The sequence below is a fragment of the Kitasatospora griseola genome (assembly GCF_014648555.1).
In the GTDB taxonomy this organism is placed as follows: Bacteria; Actinomycetota; Actinomycetes; order Streptomycetales; family Streptomycetaceae; genus Kitasatospora; species Kitasatospora griseola.
Window position 1 is genome coordinate 17302 of record NZ_BMRI01000027.1, and the last position, 15188, is coordinate 32489.

The window sequence follows — 15188 nt, forward strand, 5'->3', positions numbered from 1 at the left end:
AGATCGGGACGGTGCGGGGCGTCAGCCGACGGGCTGGGCGGCGAGCTCGTACAGGTAGCGCATCAGGGCCATCAGCACGTCGCGGCTGGACTCCCGGGTGCGGGCGTCGCACTCGACGATCGGGACGTGCGGCGGCAGGTCGAGCGCCGCGCGCAGTTCGTCGAGCGGGTAGCCCGGGGACTCGGGGAAGGAGTTGACGGCGACGACGAACGGCACGCCGCGGTCCTCCAGCCGGCCCAGGACGTCGAAGCTGACCTCCAGACGGCGGGTGTCGACCAGCACGACGGCGCCGAGCGCGCCTTCGAACAGGCCGTTCCACAGGAACCAGAAGCGTTCCTGACCGGGGGTGCCGAAGACGTACAGCACGAGTTCTTCGCTGATGGTGATCCGGCCGAAGTCCATCGCGACGGTGGTGGAGCTCTTGCGTTCCACCCCGGCCAGGTCGTCGATGCCGACGCCGGCCTCGGTCATGGTCTCCTCGGTGGTCAGCGGGCGGATCTCGCTGACCGAGCCGACCAGGGTGGTCTTGCCGACCCCGAAGCCGCCGACGATGACGACCTTGACGGCGGCCGCCACCGTGGCCGGGAGCAGTTCGGCCTCGCGCGGCCCGCGCACCGGCTCAGAGCCGCTGAAGTCCATGGATCACTGCCTCCAACAGGGAAAGGTCGGGAAGGGCTGCCGCCGGGATGGGGGCGCGGGCCTCGATCTTGTGCGTGCCGAGCAGCTCGGACAGCAGAACGATGACCAGGCTGTTCGGCAGGCTCAGGTATGCGGAGATCTCGGCCACCGACAGCGGCGAGCCGCAGATCCGCAGGATCGCCGCGTGCTCGGGCTGCATGGTGGGTTCGGGCCGGGAGCGGGCGACGACCAGCGTGACCAGGTCGAAGTCCGTCACGGCGTGTTGCCGGTCTCGGCCCCGGGTGATCACGAAGAACCGCTCGGGGCCGACCTCTTCCCAGTTGCTCATCGGAGTCCCCGACTCACGCGAGTTGTTCGCCGGTGCGGACGGGTGTGGTGAGGTGCTCGCCGATCCGTGCCACCAGGTCCCGCATCCGTTGGCCGACCAGTCCGGCGTCCACGCCCTCGTCGGCGAGGACCGCGAGGAACGCCCGGGAGCCGGCCGCCATCAGGTAGAAGAAGCCGCCGCCGACCTCGATCACCACCAGTCGCATCCGGCCGTCGCCGTGCGGGAACTCACTGCCGACCGCGTGCGCCAGGCTCTGCAGTCCGGCGCAGGCCGCGGCCAGCCGGTCGGCGGTGTCCGGGTCGGTGCCGTGCTGGGCCAGCCGCAGGCCGTCGGCCGACAGGACGATGGCGTGCCGTGCGTGCGGGACGCTCTCCGCGAGGTCCCTGAGCATCCAGTCCATGTTGGTCCGTTGCTGAATCACTTCTCGCCTTTCCCTGCTGACTCTTCACTGGCGTGGCGGCCGTCCGACGGGTCGCTGGGCGTGCTGCCGTTGACCCCGTCGGTGAACGCGGCCAACCACAGGCCGGGCTGGACCGGTTCGGCGGCGGGCGCGGGCGCCTGCCGTCGGGGGGCCGACCCGCCCGGGCGCAGCGGCGCGGCGTGGCGGCGGCGCTGCGGCAGGCCGTTGGCGGTGCGTTCGGTCACCACCGGGTAGTCGTCCTCGGCCGGGGACGGCGCGGGCACCCGCGGCCGGCTTTCGGCGGGCGGGAAGGCCGCGGCGGCGGCGAATCCGCCGGACGGCGTGTGGGTCGCGGTCGGCTGCTCGGCCGGCGGGCTCCACACCGGGTTCTCGGGGTGCTTGGGGTGCTGCTGGATCACGGACGGGTGGCCGGTGGCCATCCGGCCGATGCCGTGCGCGCGGCTGGGCGCGGGCGCGGTGGTGATGTAGCGCTGCGGGACGATCAGCACGGCGCGCACGCCGCCGTACGCGGACGGGCGCAGCGAGACCTGGAAGCCGTAGGCGCGGGCCAGTCGGCCGACGACCGCGAGGCCGAGCCGCGGGGTCTCGCCGAGGTCGTTGAGGTCGATGCCGGACTGGGCCTCCTCCAGCATCCGTTCGGCGCGGGCCCGGCCTTCCTCGCCGAGGCTGAGGCCGCCGTCCTCGATCTCGATCGCGATGCCGGTCTGCACCTCGACCGCGGTGAGGTGGACGTCGGTCTGCGGCGGCGAGTAGCGGGTGGCGTTGTCGAGCAGTTCGGCCAGCGCGTGGATCAGCGGTTCGACGGCGGGGCCGACGACGGCGACCTCGGAGACCGGGTGCAGTTCGACCCGGCGGAAGTCGAGGATCCGGGAGATGCCGCCGCGCAGCACGCTGAACAGCGGGACGGGACGGCTCCACTGGCGGCCCGGGCGGGCGCCGCCGAGCACCGCGATGGAGTCGGCGAGGCGGCCGATCAGCGCGTTGCCGTGGTCGAGGATCAGCAGGTCGTCGAAGACCGCGGGCAGGTCGCCGTGCCTCTCCTCCATCTGCCGCAGGTCGAGGGCCTGGCGGTGGACGATCGCCTGGACGCGGCGGGCGATGTTCACGAACGCGCGCTGGGCGGACTCGCGCATCGCCTCCTCGTTGTCGACGGCGTCGAGGACGGCGCGCAGCACGGCGTGCCGGGCCTCGTGGAAGTCCTCGCCGGCCTCGGCCAGGTGGCGCTGCTCGTAGGAGCGGAGCACGTCGGTGATGAACTCGCCGCGCTGGAGCCGGTCGACCGCCTCGGGCAGTTCGTTCTTGGCCAGGTCGAGCATGCCGGCCTGCTGGCGGGCCAGCCGGGCGCGCAGTTCCTCGCCCTGCCGGGCGCCGTCCGCGAGGGCCTGTTCCAGGGCGCCGCCCCGGTGGGCCGCTGCGAAGCCGACCGCCGCCACCGTCAGGGTTCCCACCAGACCGCACAGCAGGATTCCCGAGATCGACTGTCCGGGCCCGGCGGTCTTGGCGAGGGCCACCGTCACGCCGATCACGACCGCGGGCAGCAGGCCGACGAGTACGGCTGCGGGCAGCCGGGTTCCTGGCGACGATCCGGGTCGAAGCATCGGTGTCCTCATACGGTCAAAGGGATGGGAACGCGGGTCCGGGCGGTGCGGCGGGGCCCGGGCGCGAAGCAGCATAGCCGGTGCACGACAGCTCCGACGGTTCGTCAGCATCCCGTTCCACCAGCAGAGTTGTGCTGGTCGACGGAGGTGTCGAACACGCGACGGAAAGGTTCGTGCGCCCCTCGCCGGGGCTCTTAGGCTTGTCGCACCGGGCACCCCACAGCAGCCTCCCGGCCCGGATTCACCCGGACGAGCGGCAGTCGCGGCGTTCCTCGCACGGCAGACCCTGTGATGGTGCTAGGGCCGCGCTCGAAGACCGACAGCGACACGGCCCGCGCCTCCGGACAGGAGGAACGAGCCTTGGCGGCATATTACTGACGGATGATCAGTTCGTCATATTCACGCCTGGCGTTCACGCGACGCACCGAACCTCCGCGCCGGACGTCCGAACGACTTTCACCACCTCTCCGCCCACCGGTGGGCCGCACCTCACCGCCGGTTCACCCCGCCGGGTAGGCAGCCTTGCGTCCCGCCCGCCGAACCTCCGGAGGCCGCCGTGCCCGACTCCCAACTCCCCTCGACCGACGGCGCGTTGCCCGGACGCCGCGCCGTTCTGCGCACCGGCCTGGCCACCGGCGCGGTCGCCGCCGTCGGACTGGCCGGATCCGCCGGGCGGGCGCACGCCGAGACGCCCTCCGCCGATCAGGTGCTCACGCTCACCGGCCAACTACCCACCGGTGCACCCGACTTCGTCTACCTCCCCGTCGAAGTACCGCGCGGCGTACGGGAGATCGCGGTCTCCTACAGCTACGACCGGCCCGCCGTCCCGCCCGGCACCCCTGGGAACTCCTGCGACATCGGCATCTTCGACGAGCGCGGCACCGCCCTCGGCGGCGACGGTTTCCGCGGCTGGTCGGGCGGCTTCCGCACCGAGTTCAGCCTGTCCCGCGAGGCCGCCACGCCCGGCTACCTGCCCGGGCCGATCAATCCCGGCACCTGGCACGTCGTCCTCGGCCCCTACCAGGTCGCCCCCGCCGGGCTGACCTACACCGTGCAGGTCACCCTCCGGTTCGGCGCACCCGGCCCGGCCTTCACCCCCGCCTACCCGCCGGAGCGGGCCCGCGGCCGCGGCCGGGCCTGGTACCGCGGCGACTGCCACCTGCACACGGTGCACTCCGACGGCCGCCGCCTGCCCGCCGAGGTCGCCGCCGGGGCCCGCGCCGCCGGCCTCGACTTCATCGTCTCCACCGATCACAACACCTCTTCCTCGCACGGCAGTTGGGGACCGCTGGCCGGACCCGACCTGCTGATCGTCCCCGGCGAGGAGGTCACCACCCGCAACGGCCACTGGCTGGCCCTCGGCCTGGCCCCCGGCCAGTTCGTGGACTGGCGCTACCGGGCCCGCGACGAACAGTTCCCGCGCTTCGCCCGCCAGGTCCACCGGTCCGGCGGCCTGGTCGTCGCCGCCCACCCCTACTGCCCCTACGTCGCCTGCCAGTGGAAGTTCGGCTACCAGGACGCCGACGGCGTCGAAGTGTGGAACGGCCCCTGGACGTACGACGACGAATCCGCCGTCGACACCTGGGACGCCAACCTCGCCACCGCCCTGCACGAGGGCCGCAACTGGCTCCCCGCCCTCGGCAACAGCGATGCCCACAGCACCCCGCAGGTCATCGGCGCCCCGCACAACGTGGTCCTCGCCGACGACCTCCACCGCACCGCGATCCTGGCCGGCCTGCGCGCCGGCCGCTCCTGGATCGCCGAATCCGCCGCCGTCCAGCTGGAGTTCACCGCCACCGGCCACGGCCGCCAGGCCGGCATCGGCGAGCGCCTCACCGTCCCCGCCGACGCCCCCGTCGACATCCGACTCGCCGTCTCCGGCGTCCCGAACGGCACCGTCCGCCTGATCACCGACGAGGGCCAACTCCACCAGGAGTCCCTCCCCACCACCGGCACCGGTACCATCACCTGGCACACCACCGCCTCCCTGGCCGCCTACGTCCGCGCCGAAGTCCGCCACCCCAAGCCCGACGGCACCCCGGGCAAGGGCAACTCCATGGGTCCCGACCTCCCGTGGGGGCCGATGGCGGCACTCACCAACCCGATTGTGTTGCACGGTTCCTGACGGAGCGTCAATTCGCCTTCAAGCGGCGGTCGGACGAGGACGACGGCGCGGCCGAGGCCCGACGGCAGAGCGCCGTCCGGGGCGGCGGTGGGCAGGCGGAGCGGCCGGGCCGGCGGACGGCCCGCGGCCCAAAGACGTGGTCGCCAGGCGGTGAGGGCGCGGCCGTCCTCACCCGCTGCGGCGCGCCGGCCGAAGCCGCCAACGCCGAGCTGCCGGCGCCGCTCGCCCCCGACGAGCAGGCGCAGCTGACGGCCCTGCCGACCCGGTTCCACGAAGCCTGATCCCACCCGCCCTCGCCATCGGGCCCGCCCTGGGGGCCCGATGACGCCGCTCCCGGCGCTACGTCAGCTCCACCACCTTCCGCCCGCAGCGCAGGAACACCCGCCGCTGCGCGCTCGCGCCCGCCAACTCGTGGGCGCCGAGCACCACCAGCAGGCGTTCGTCGGCGTCGGCGCGGGACAGCGGCACGGTGTGCCGCCCGCCGTCGAGGCGCTCCACCACCAGCTTCAGGCCGCCCGCGTCGGCGACCCGGCGGACCTGGTTGAGGCTCGGCAGCTCGCCGCTGACCTTCACCAGCAGTTCGGCCGGTGTCGCCGCGCCGTGCCGCGCCGCGTCCACGGCGGGCAGCGGGCCGGCGTCGGAGAAGCGGCGTTGCGAGAAGCGGGCCCGGAAGGCGTCCCGGGCGGCGAGGGCGGCCGGGGCGCCGTGCACGGTGGCGGTGACGGCGGCGGCCAGCAGGGTCTTCACCGCCATCGGATGGCGGCGGCCGTCGGCGGCCTGGGCGAGCAGCAACTCGACCTCCTCGTCCAGGAGTTCGGTGAGCAGTCGGAGGTAGTCCGGGAGCAGCCGGTCCGCGCAGGCCATCAGTCGACCGAACATCTCCTCGGCGGGGAAGGACAGTCCGACGTAGTTGTTCTTGGACTTGCTCATCTTGGCGCCGGTGCCGTCGGTGCCCTCGATCAGGCCCGTCGCGAGCACCACCTCCGGCTGCTGGCCGTGCACCGTCTGCACCCGGCGGCACATCTGGAGGTTCAACAGCTGGTCCAGGCCGCCGAGTTCGATGTCGGCGACCAGCTCGACCGAGTCCAGCGCCATCACCACCGAGTACACCAGCTCGGCCAGCGTCAGCCCGCTGCCCTCGGCCAGCCTGGTCCGGAAGTCCTCCCGCTGCAGCGCCGCCGAGGCGGGCAGCCGGGACAGTACACCGAGGAAGTCCGGCAGCGTCAGCGGGCCCAACCACTCGCTGTTGAACCGGAATTCGGCCCGCTCGAAATCGAAGAACGGCCCGACCTGCTCGCGGTAGGTCGCGACATTGCGCGTCACGTCCTCGGCGGTCAGCGGCGGCCGCTCCGCGCTGCGCCCGGACGGGTCGCCGATCCGCGCCGTCACGTCCCCCACCAGGAACACCACCCGGTGACCCATCCGCTGCAGGCGGCTGGCCAGGATCATCGGCACCGCGTGCCCGAGGTGCACCTCCGCCCCTGTCGGGTCGATCCCGTACTTCACCGTCAACGCCCGCCCCTGCCCGAGCAGTTCGGCCAACTGCCGGTCCCCCGGCAGCACGGCCGCCGCCCGCGCCCCGAGCAGCTCGGCCTGCCGCTCCGGGGCCAGCTCGGAGAGATCCGCGCGCTGCCGCTCCGCCAGCACCTCCAGCAGCCGGCCGAGCGCCGGCCCCTCCCTGAGCTCGTCCTCCTTCTCGATCAGTTCACTCATCAGCTCGATGCTGCGGTCGAATGCGGTGGCGGCCATGGCCATCCTCTCGGGGTACAGGAACAACGGACGATCGGACGCACCCGCCCCGCACAGAAAGCACCACCAAAAAACGACGACCGCACACCGCACCCGCGCACAGGCAGGCAGGTTTCACCACAGGTCGTCCAAGAATCCGGAGGCCCGGCCGCCGCTACTTCAGGCAGGCCGGAGGGCGGTGGGGACCGCCACTAATATCGCTTCACCACGCGAAACCTCCGGGGAACAGGAAGCGGCAGAAGCCCCTCGGCTCCACCGCGAGCCCCCATCCTGCCTCATCCCCGCACCTGCCCGCACCTGCATTTTTCTCCCGCCCACCCGCGAGCGATCAGCGCGCCAGGACGAGAATCGGCAGCCGGAGCGTCAACTCCGGTCGACAGTAAGGCGATCGGCATCCGGTGTCGGCTTCGGCAGCACGATGACGGCGCGGCCGGATCCCAGATCGACGATCGAGCGGGGCGGGGCGGCATCCCCCTCCTCGTCGCGTCGCATCGCCTCGCCGGAGCGTTCCTCCAACTCGGCCGCCTTGCCGGTGTTCACCGAGCCGGTGAAGACGTCCAGGGCCACGGTGGACGTCGAGGACAGTCCGACGAACCCGCCCGGCCGCCTGCGGTACCGCGCCGGGACCAGGCCCGAGCCGGCCAGCCGTCCCACCACTCGGGACGCGACCAGGAACATCACCAACGCCAGCGCCAACCCCGGCAGCGTGAGGGAGAACACCAGAACCACCGACCCGCACCCCCGTCCGCACGACCCCCTGGAGTCGTGCACCGACCGGCCAACGGCTCGCGTCCGCCCGGGAGTTCCCCGATCACGAACGCCGCGCGGACCCGCCGCTGCGCCGGCGGGCGGGACACCTCCGCGTGTCTCGTCTTGGCACGCCCCCGGCCCCCTGCCATCGTGGGCACATCATCTGCTTGTCGGTTTGTCACCGAGGGAGGATGCATATGACCGCACCGGTGCTGACGGTGGACCAGGTGGTCGACCGGATGGCGAAGCTCGCAGCCGAGCTGCCCGTCGCGGACGGGGTCGCCGTGTTCAACGCGATGTACCTGACCGTGACCCGCCTGATCCGCGACCATCTCGCGGTCGCGTACTTCGACGACCCGGCCACCATGGCGGAGCTCGATGCCGTGTTCGCCGCCCGCTACCTGACCGCCGTGGACGACGACCGCGCGGGGCGGCGGCCGGCGGCCTGCTGGCGGCCGCTGTTCGAGCTGCGGGCCGCCGAGAACGTCCACCCCCTGCAGTTCGCGCTCGCCGGAATGAACGCCCACATCGAGAACGACCTCCCGCTCTCCGTCCTCGACACCTGCCGGCTGACCGGCCGCACCCCGGAGCAGCTGCACCCCGACTACCTGCGGATCAACAGCCTGCTCGCCGAGGTGGAGGCCGGGGTCCGCGCGACGCTGCTGCCGCTGCCGTCCGTCGGCGACCCACTGCTGCACATCCTCGGCGTCTGGAGCATCGACCGGGCCCGCGACGCCGCCTGGGCGTCCGTCCTGGCGCTCTGGGAGCTGCACCGCCTGCCGCCCGCGTACCGCCTGGTCGCCGACGCGCTGTCGGGGTCGGTCGGGATGGTCGGCCGGGCGCTGCTCACCCCGCTCTCCGTCAACTGACGACGAACGGGCGGGCCCCCGCGGAGGGAGCCCGCCCGCAGCAGGGACCGTCAGGCCCAGCTGGAGTGCAGCGGCTTGCCCTCGGCGTAGCCGGCGGCGCTCTGCAGGCCGATGATCGCCTTCTGGTGGAACTCCTCCAGGTCGGCCGCACCGGCGTAGGTGCAGGAGGAGCGGACGCCGGCCACGATCGAGTCGATCAGGTCCTCGACGCCGGGGCGGGCCGGGTCGATGAACATCCGGGAGTGCGAGATGCCTTCCTCGAAGAGGGCCTTGCGGGCGCGGTCGTAGGCGGAGTCGTCGGCGGTGCGGTTGCGCACGGCGCGGGCCGAGGCCATGCCGAAGCTCTCCTTGTACTGGCGGCCGTCGGCGGTGGTCTGCAGGTCGCCGGGCGATTCCAGGGTGCCGGCGAACCAGGAGCCGACCATCACGTTGGACGCGCCGGCGGCCAGCGCCATCGCGACGTCGCGTGGGTGCCGGACGCCGCCGTCGGCCCAGACGTGCTTGCCGAGCCGGCGCGCCTCCGCGGCGCACTCCAGGACGGCGGAGAACTGCGGCCGGCCGACGCCGGTCATCATCCGGGTGGTGCACATCGCGCCGGGGCCGACGCCGACCTTGAGGATGTCCGCGCCGGCCTCGACCAGGTCGCGCACACCGGCGGCGGAGACCACGTTGCCGGCCACGATCGGGACCTGCGGGTCGAGCCCGCGGACCGCGCGCAGCGCGGAGATCATCGACTCCTGGTGGCCGTGCGCGGTGTCCACCACCAACACGTCGGCGCCGGCCTCCAGCAGGGCCTTGGCCCGGCCGGCGACGTCGCCGTTGATGCCGACGGTGGCGGCGACCCGCAGCCGGCCCGCACCGTCCACGGCAGGGGTGTAGAGGGTGGCGCGCAGCGCGTTCTTGCGGGTGAGGATGCCGACCAGGGTGCCGTCGGCGGCGACCACGGGGGCGAGCTTGCGGTGCGCCTCGTTGAGGCGGTCGAACGCGTCGCGCGGGTCGATGTCCTGGTCGAGCAGCAGCAGGTCGCGGGACATCACCTCGGACAGGCTGGTGAACCGGTCCACGCCCTGGCAGTCGCCCTCGGTGACCACGCCGACGGGCTTTCCGCCCTCGATCACGACCAGCGCGCCGTGCGCGCGCTTGGGCAGCAGCGCCAGGGCGTCGGCGACGGTGTCGCCGGGGCCGAGGGCGAGCGCGGTGTCGTGCACCAGGTGACGCTGCTTGACCCAGCCGATCACCTCGGCGACGACGTCGATCGGGACGTCCTGCGGGATGGCGACCAGTCCGCCGCGGCGGGCGACGGTCTCGGCCATCCGGCGTCCGGCGATAGCGGTCATGTTGGCGACGACCAGCGGGATGGTGGTGCCGGTGCCGTCGTGGGAGGAGAGGTCGACGCCCTGCCGGGAGCCCACTGCGGAACGGCTGGGGACCATGAAGACGTCGTCGTACGTCAGGTCGTACGCGGGCTTGAGGTCATTCAGGAAGCGCATGAAGAGGCTCTCTGGCTGGGGGAGGAACGTTTCACCGGGGGCGCGGTACGGCAGTGCCGTGCGGCGCGTCTCGGGCGCGCCGCACCCAGCGTTCAATCCTTATGGATTCCCCGATCCAGGGCCAGCTAACGAGCGAATCCTGAAGATCGACACAACCGGAGGTCCGTCCTTCCACAAACGGTTTGGAGGAAGCTACAAGATCGTGGAGGCGAGGCGGCGCCCCTCGGCCAGGAACGCCGTGGTCGCCGACAGATCGCCCAGCTCGGCGAGGGTGCGGGCGGCGCCGAAGGGGGCGTTCCAGAACGCGCCGCTGCGCGGCGTCGGCGGGCCGACGTACGCGTACGGCTCGGCCTGGAAGTCGTCGCCCGGCGAGAGGCCGTAGTTCACGCCGTCCACCGTCACCGCCAGGTCGAAGTGCTCGGGCCACAGCACCGGATCGGCCTGCGCGAACAGCGCCCGCAGCGCCGCGTCGCCGTGCGCGAAGCAGGCGGCGACGGCGTCCGCACCCGCAGCGTCCAGCTCCAGCGGCTGGTCGAGCGCCACGCCCGAGCCGTCCCGGTACAGGCCCTCCGGTCGGCCCGCGACGATCCCGGCGGCCGCGCCGAGTTCCGCACAGCTCACCCCCGGAAGGTCCAACGCCCGCCCGGCGGCGATCAGTTGGGCACTGCGGACGCGCAACCGGGGCTCGAAGCGGGTGGCGAACCCGCCGGGATAGGCGCGCAGCCGGACGGTGCCCGCGAGCCGGTACTGCGGACCGGCCAACAGGTGCTCGGCGACCGCGTGCAGCGCGGTACGGGCCTTGGCGAACCGCTGCGCGTCCATACCGCCATCCTCGCGCGCGACGCGGGCCGTGGCCAGGGGCGACAGTCCCGGATCGGTCACCGTCCCGGCCGGACCAGGCCGGTCTCGTGGGCGAGCACCACCGCCCGGGCCCCGTCGCGGAGGGCGAGCTCGGCGAGGATCCGGGCGACGTGGGTCTTCACGGTGGCCTCGCCCAGCGTCAGCCGTTGGGCCGGTTCGCCGTTGGACAGGCCGTCGCCGAGCATCGTCAGGACCTCCAACTCCTGGGGCGTCGGCGCCGCCAGGTCGCGGTGCACGGCCGGGACGGGACCGGCGGGGTCGGTGCCGAACGGCCGGTCGGCGGCGAAGCGTTCCACCGGCCGGCGGGTGAGGGAGGGTGCGAGCAGCGCGTCGCCGGGGTCGACCGACCGGACGGCGGCGACCAGGTGAGCGGCCGTCACGTCCTTGAGCCGGAAGCCGCTGGTGCCCAGGGCCGGGGCGGCGTAAACGTAGCGGTCGAGGTCGAAGGTGGTCGGCATCAGCACCCGGGGCAAAGGGGCGAAGGGCGCGCTCATGCGCCCGCCAGCGGGATCCGGGCGCGCACCCGGCACCGGCTTCGGCGGCTCGGCCGACCGTCGCCGAGGTGCTGCGCGGCGAGTGAGCGTCTCCCGGTCCCGGTCGGGGTGAGCGCCGCCCCCGTCGGTCGGGTCATCGGGCTCTCAGCGAGGGTCCCTGCGCATGCACCAGGTGCGGGGGCCGTCGCCGGGGAGGCGGACCTCGGCGGTGACCCGGAAGCCGAGGCGCTCGTAGAACCGCACTTTCGCCTCGCTGGAGGTCTCCAGGAACGCCGGACATCCGGCGCGCCCGGCCTCCTGGATGCCGGGAAGCAGCACCGCGCTGCCGAGGCCCTTCCCCTGGACTTCGGGGGCGGTCGCCACGGTCTCCAGGAACCATCCCGGTTCCCGGGGCCGGTACGGGGCCATGGTCTCGTCCGCAGCGATCGAAGCGGCCATCCGGTCGCCGCTGAGTTCGCCGAGGGTCGGCCCGAGCTCGTCGAGGACGGGCGACGGGTCCTGGCCGGGGACGGCCCAGACGGCCACGGCGCGGCCCTCCTCGGCGACCCAGACCCGGCCGTACACCATGCCGATACGCGTCAGACACAGCTCCTGGTAGCGCCGGATCCGCTCCTCGTGGCCGTCCGCCGCGATCACGTGCCGCGTGAAGGGGTAGTCGGCGAAGGCCCGGGCGAGGGTGTCGACCGCAGTGGGGACGTCGCCATCGGAGATGGGGCGCACGGAAGGCGCGTTCTGGGACATTTTCACCGTTCGATCCTGACAGCGGGCCAGTTCCTCGACAAACGATTTCGACCGGACGCACGGCGGTGCCGGGCGCGGCCGCTCGTCACGCCCCGAGGTAGCGCAGCACGGCCAGCACCCGGCGGCTGTACCCGGCCGTGCGAGGCAGGTCGAGCTTGTCGAACAGGGTGTTCAGGTGCTTCTCGACGGCGCTCAGCGACAGGTGCAGGCGCTGGGCGATCGCGGCGTTGGTGTGGCCCTCGGCGAGCGCCTCCAGCACGGTGCGCTCGCGCGGGGTGAGCCGGGCCAGCGGGTCGGCGTGCTCGGTGCGCACCACCAGGCGGCGGACCACCTCGGGGTCGATCACCGCGCCGCCGGAGCCGACCCGGGTGAGCGCGTCCAGGAACTCCTCCACCTCGGCCACCCGGTCCTTGAGCAGGTACCCGACCCGCTCCGCGCCGGACGCCAACAGCTGGGCGGCGTACCCGCGTTCGATGTGCTGGGAGAGCACCAGCACGCCGACCTCGGGCCGGCTCTCCCGGATCCGCACCGCGGCCCGCACCCCTTCGTCGGTGTGCGTGGGCGGCATCCGGATGTCGACCACCACCACGTCCGGCGGCTCCGTGTCCACCGCGGCGAGCAGCGCCTCGGCGTCGCCGACGGCGGCCAGCACCTGGTGGCCCTCCTCGGCGAGCAGCCGGACCAGGCCCTCCCGCAGCAGCGTCGAGTCCTCGGCGACGATCACCCGCATGGCAGCTCCGCAGTGACGACGGTGGGGCCCCCGGCGGGGCTGTGGACGTTCAGGGTCCCGTCGAGCGCGGCGACCCGGCCGCGCAGCCCCGACAGGCCGCCGCCCGCCGGATCCGCGCCGCCCCGCCCGTCGTCCTCGACCCGGACGGTGAGCCGCTCGCCGTCCCGCTGCACGGCGACCTCGATCGCCCCGGCTGCGGAGTGCTTGGCGGCATTGGTGACGCACTCGCTGACCACGAAGTACGCGGCGGTGAGCACCGGCCCGGGCAGCGTCCCGCCCACCCGGTGACGCACTCGCAACGGGATCGGGCAGCGCTCGGCGAGACCGGTCAGCGCCTCGTCCAGGCCCAGGGTGTCCAGCGCGGACGGGTAGACCCGCCAGGCGACCTCGCGCAGCTCCGTGAGCACCTCGGCGGCCTCCCGGTGCGCCTGCCGCAGCAACTCGTCGGTCCGCTGCGGGTCCCCGCCGCGCCGGGCCCGGCCCAGCAGCAGCCGCAGCGCGACCAGCCGCTGCTGGACGCCGTCGTGCAGATCGCGCTCGATCCGCCGCCGCTCGGCGTCCACGGCGTGCAGCACGGCGGCCCGGCTGTCGGCGAGCTCGGCGATCCGCCGGCGCAGCAGCTCGGCCTCGGACGGGCCGAAGCACTCCCGGGCCAGCCGCGCGTCCAGCTCGGCCAGCGAGGCCAGGCCCTGCACGGCGAGGAACAGCAGGACGCCGCCCAGCAGCACCTGCCCGAGCAGATCCGCGACGCTCAGCGTGCCGCGCAGCACCCCCGCCGCGAGCAGCACCACCAGCACCGCCCCGAACCCGATCAGGCCCAGCACCAGGCCCGCCACCAGCCCGACACCGGTCCGCCGGGCCAGGTACCGCAGCACCTTCCGGCTGTCGGCCCGGTAGTGCTCGGGGAACCGGTCCCCGAACCACGTCACCCGCCGCGCCCGCTCCACCCCGGCCAGCCGGACGACACCGCCCTGCCACGCGGTCCGGGCCCACGCCCCCGTGCCCGGCCAGGGCAGCAGCGGCCCCAGCAGCGCACCGGCCAGCACCAGGTACAGCGCGGCGAACGGCGCGGTCAGCATCCCCAGCAACCCGCCGACGGCCCGGCGCGGCACGGGAACGGTTTCCGTCACGATCGGTTCCTCCCCCATGGAACGAGAGCCTACTGTCCGTCATGATCGTCGGTTCGTCGAGGACTTGACGCATCGCCGAGAAGGACCCGCCACCGGCGGTGCCCGGGCTCTGCCCGCCGCCCGGACGGGCGCGCGAAATCCGGTGGCCGCCTTCTCCGCCGCGTCCCTAGGCTCAGCGGCCATGGCCCACAACACTGTCGACCCGGCGACGATGACGCCGGAGATGGCGGCGCAGATCCGCGCCTGGCGCTGCGACGAGGACTACAGCCGGCGCACCGTGGCCCAGGCCGCGACCGACCTGTGGGGCTCCGACTGGGGCAGCAACCAGCTCTACGGCGAGGACCTCTGCAGGGCCGCGGCGAAGCTGCTGGGCGAGAACGTCGACCGGGAGCCGTGGAACTGAACGGCCGGGTCTCGGATCCGGTGAGCGGACCGGACACCGGCGGCTCCCCGTGAGCGACCCCCTGCCGCCCGTCGTCGCCCGACGGCGCCCGGCCGTTCAGCGGGCCCGGCGGTGCCGGGAGTCGCGGCTGCGCAGGCGCAGGCCCAGGTAGACCGCGATGGCGATCAGGGCGAGGACCAGGACGGTCTTGGAGAAGATGCCGACGTAGCCCTCGACCACGTCCCAGCGGTCGCCGAGGACGTAGCCGGCCATCACCAGCACGGTGTTCCAGGCGAGGCTGCCGACGGCGGTGAGGGCAGTGAAGCGGGCCAGGGCCATCCGTTCGACGCCGGCGGGGACGGAGATCAGGCTGCGGAAGATCGGCACCATCCGGCCTAGCAGGACGGCCTTGGTGCCGTGCCGGGCGAACCAGGCTTCGGTGCGCTCCAGGTCGGAGACCTTGACGAGCGGGAGCCGGGCCCAGATCGCGTGCATCCGGTCGCGGCCGAAGACCGCGCCGAGCAGGTAGAGGGCGAGCGCGCCCGCCACCGAGCCGGCGGTGGTCCAGCCGAGGGCGGACAGCAGGCTGAGGGTGCCGCGGCCGGCCGCGAAGCCGGTGAGCGGCAGGATCACCTCGCTGGGCAGCGGCGGGAACAGGTTCTCCAGGGCGATGGCGAGGCCGGCGCCGGGTCCGCCGAGGGTGTCGACCAGGCCGGCCGCCCAGCCGGCGACGCCGTCGGTGGGCGTCTGTGCGGTCGCCAGGGAAATGAGCTGCATGACCGGGTTCTCCTCAGATGGGCACTCCCCCGGGCGGTTCTCCCGGGGGCGTCACTCATCCTGGAATCCGCAGCTCAGCGGCGGTACGCGGTTTCCCACCCAGC

Annotated in this window: 15 protein-coding genes and 1 pseudogene; 3 read left to right on the forward strand and 13 right to left on the reverse strand. The window is 73.4% G+C overall.

Annotated elements, in window-relative coordinates:
* Nucleotides 1-21: 21 nt before the first annotated feature.
* From IEZ12_RS26980 to IEZ12_RS26995, 4 genes are read right to left on the reverse strand one after another with little or no spacing between them, the layout of a single operon-like run.
* Entirely contained in the window at nucleotides 22-639 is a 618-nt protein-coding gene (locus IEZ12_RS26980; RefSeq protein ID WP_189275518.1) for a GTP-binding protein, read from the reverse strand.
* On the reverse strand, nucleotides 620-967 hold the full coding sequence (locus tag IEZ12_RS26985; RefSeq protein ID WP_043908365.1) for a DUF742 domain-containing protein: 348 nt from the start codon (nucleotides 965-967) through the stop codon (nucleotides 620-622). The genes IEZ12_RS26980 and IEZ12_RS26985 overlap by 20 nt, the downstream gene beginning before the upstream one ends.
* A 13-nt stretch (nucleotides 968-980) precedes the next feature.
* On the reverse strand, nucleotides 981-1388 hold the full coding sequence (locus tag IEZ12_RS26990; RefSeq protein ID WP_083462070.1) for a roadblock/LC7 domain-containing protein: 408 nt from the start codon (nucleotides 1386-1388) through the stop codon (nucleotides 981-983).
* The gene (locus IEZ12_RS26995) at nucleotides 1385-2986 is read right to left on the reverse strand and encodes an ATP-binding protein (RefSeq protein WP_189275520.1); all 1602 of its coding nucleotides are present in this window, start codon (nucleotides 2984-2986) and stop codon (nucleotides 1385-1387) included. Before IEZ12_RS26995 ends, IEZ12_RS26990 begins: the two co-directional genes overlap by 4 nt.
* A 556-nt stretch (nucleotides 2987-3542) precedes the next feature.
* Between IEZ12_RS26995 and IEZ12_RS27000 the strand changes: the two genes are divergently transcribed.
* Nucleotides 3543-5111: a CehA/McbA family metallohydrolase gene (locus tag IEZ12_RS27000; RefSeq protein ID WP_373295533.1), complete on the forward strand. Its 1569-nt coding sequence runs from the start codon at nucleotides 3543-3545 to the stop codon at nucleotides 5109-5111.
* A 339-nt stretch (nucleotides 5112-5450) separates the two neighbouring features.
* On the opposite strand, the gene tyrS is transcribed toward IEZ12_RS27000, so the two are convergent.
* Complete coding sequence (gene tyrS / locus IEZ12_RS27005; protein WP_229848090.1) at nucleotides 5451-6860, reverse strand: tyrosine--tRNA ligase; 1410 nt, start codon at nucleotides 6858-6860, stop codon at nucleotides 5451-5453.
* A gap of 363 nt (nucleotides 6861-7223) precedes the next feature.
* The gene (locus IEZ12_RS27010; RefSeq protein ID WP_189275521.1) at nucleotides 7224-7589 is read right to left on the reverse strand and encodes a DUF6191 domain-containing protein; all 366 of its coding nucleotides are present in this window, start codon (nucleotides 7587-7589) and stop codon (nucleotides 7224-7226) included.
* 218 nt (nucleotides 7590-7807) lie between these two features.
* Between IEZ12_RS27010 and IEZ12_RS27015 the strand changes: the two genes are divergently transcribed.
* Nucleotides 7808-8479, forward strand: coding sequence for a DUF5995 family protein (locus IEZ12_RS27015; protein WP_229848091.1), 672 nt, complete (start codon nucleotides 7808-7810; stop codon nucleotides 8477-8479).
* A gap of 50 nt (nucleotides 8480-8529) precedes the next feature.
* On the opposite strand, the gene IEZ12_RS27020 is transcribed toward IEZ12_RS27015, so the two are convergent.
* The 6 genes and pseudogenes from IEZ12_RS27020 to IEZ12_RS27045 form a co-directional block, all read right to left on the reverse strand.
* Complete coding sequence (locus IEZ12_RS27020; RefSeq protein WP_043908387.1) at nucleotides 8530-9969, reverse strand: GuaB1 family IMP dehydrogenase-related protein; 1440 nt, start codon at nucleotides 9967-9969, stop codon at nucleotides 8530-8532.
* 192 nt (nucleotides 9970-10161) lie between these two features.
* Nucleotides 10162-10791 carry a hypothetical protein gene (locus tag IEZ12_RS27025; protein ID WP_189275523.1) on the reverse strand — a complete coding sequence of 210 codons (630 nt, stop codon included), beginning with the start codon at nucleotides 10789-10791 and terminating at the stop codon, nucleotides 10162-10164.
* A gap of 56 nt (nucleotides 10792-10847) precedes the next feature.
* Nucleotides 10848-11300 (reverse strand): annotated as a pseudogene (locus tag IEZ12_RS27030) (response regulator transcription factor); the annotation flags it as partial.
* A gap of 168 nt (nucleotides 11301-11468) precedes the next feature.
* Nucleotides 11469-12065: a GNAT family N-acetyltransferase gene (locus IEZ12_RS27035; RefSeq protein ID WP_189275605.1), complete on the reverse strand. Its 597-nt coding sequence runs from the start codon at nucleotides 12063-12065 to the stop codon at nucleotides 11469-11471.
* A gap of 85 nt (nucleotides 12066-12150) precedes the next feature.
* Nucleotides 12151-12795, reverse strand: a complete 645-nt coding sequence (locus tag IEZ12_RS27040; RefSeq protein ID WP_189275527.1) for a response regulator transcription factor — start codon at nucleotides 12793-12795, stop codon at nucleotides 12151-12153.
* Nucleotides 12786-13925, reverse strand: a complete 1140-nt coding sequence (locus tag IEZ12_RS27045; protein ID WP_229848093.1) for a sensor histidine kinase — start codon at nucleotides 13923-13925, stop codon at nucleotides 12786-12788. The genes IEZ12_RS27040 and IEZ12_RS27045 overlap by 10 nt, the downstream gene beginning before the upstream one ends.
* Before the next feature lie 181 nt (nucleotides 13926-14106).
* Here IEZ12_RS27045 and IEZ12_RS27050 point away from each other — a divergent pair, with 181 nt between their 5' ends.
* Nucleotides 14107-14328, forward strand: a complete 222-nt coding sequence (locus IEZ12_RS27050) for a hypothetical protein (protein WP_189275532.1) — start codon at nucleotides 14107-14109, stop codon at nucleotides 14326-14328.
* 96 nt (nucleotides 14329-14424) lie between these two features.
* Here the strand turns inward: IEZ12_RS27050 and IEZ12_RS27055 are convergent, their stop codons facing one another.
* Nucleotides 14425-15084, reverse strand: coding sequence for a DedA family protein (locus IEZ12_RS27055; protein ID WP_100585174.1), 660 nt, complete (start codon nucleotides 15082-15084; stop codon nucleotides 14425-14427).
* Nucleotides 15085-15188: the final 104 nt, after the last annotated feature.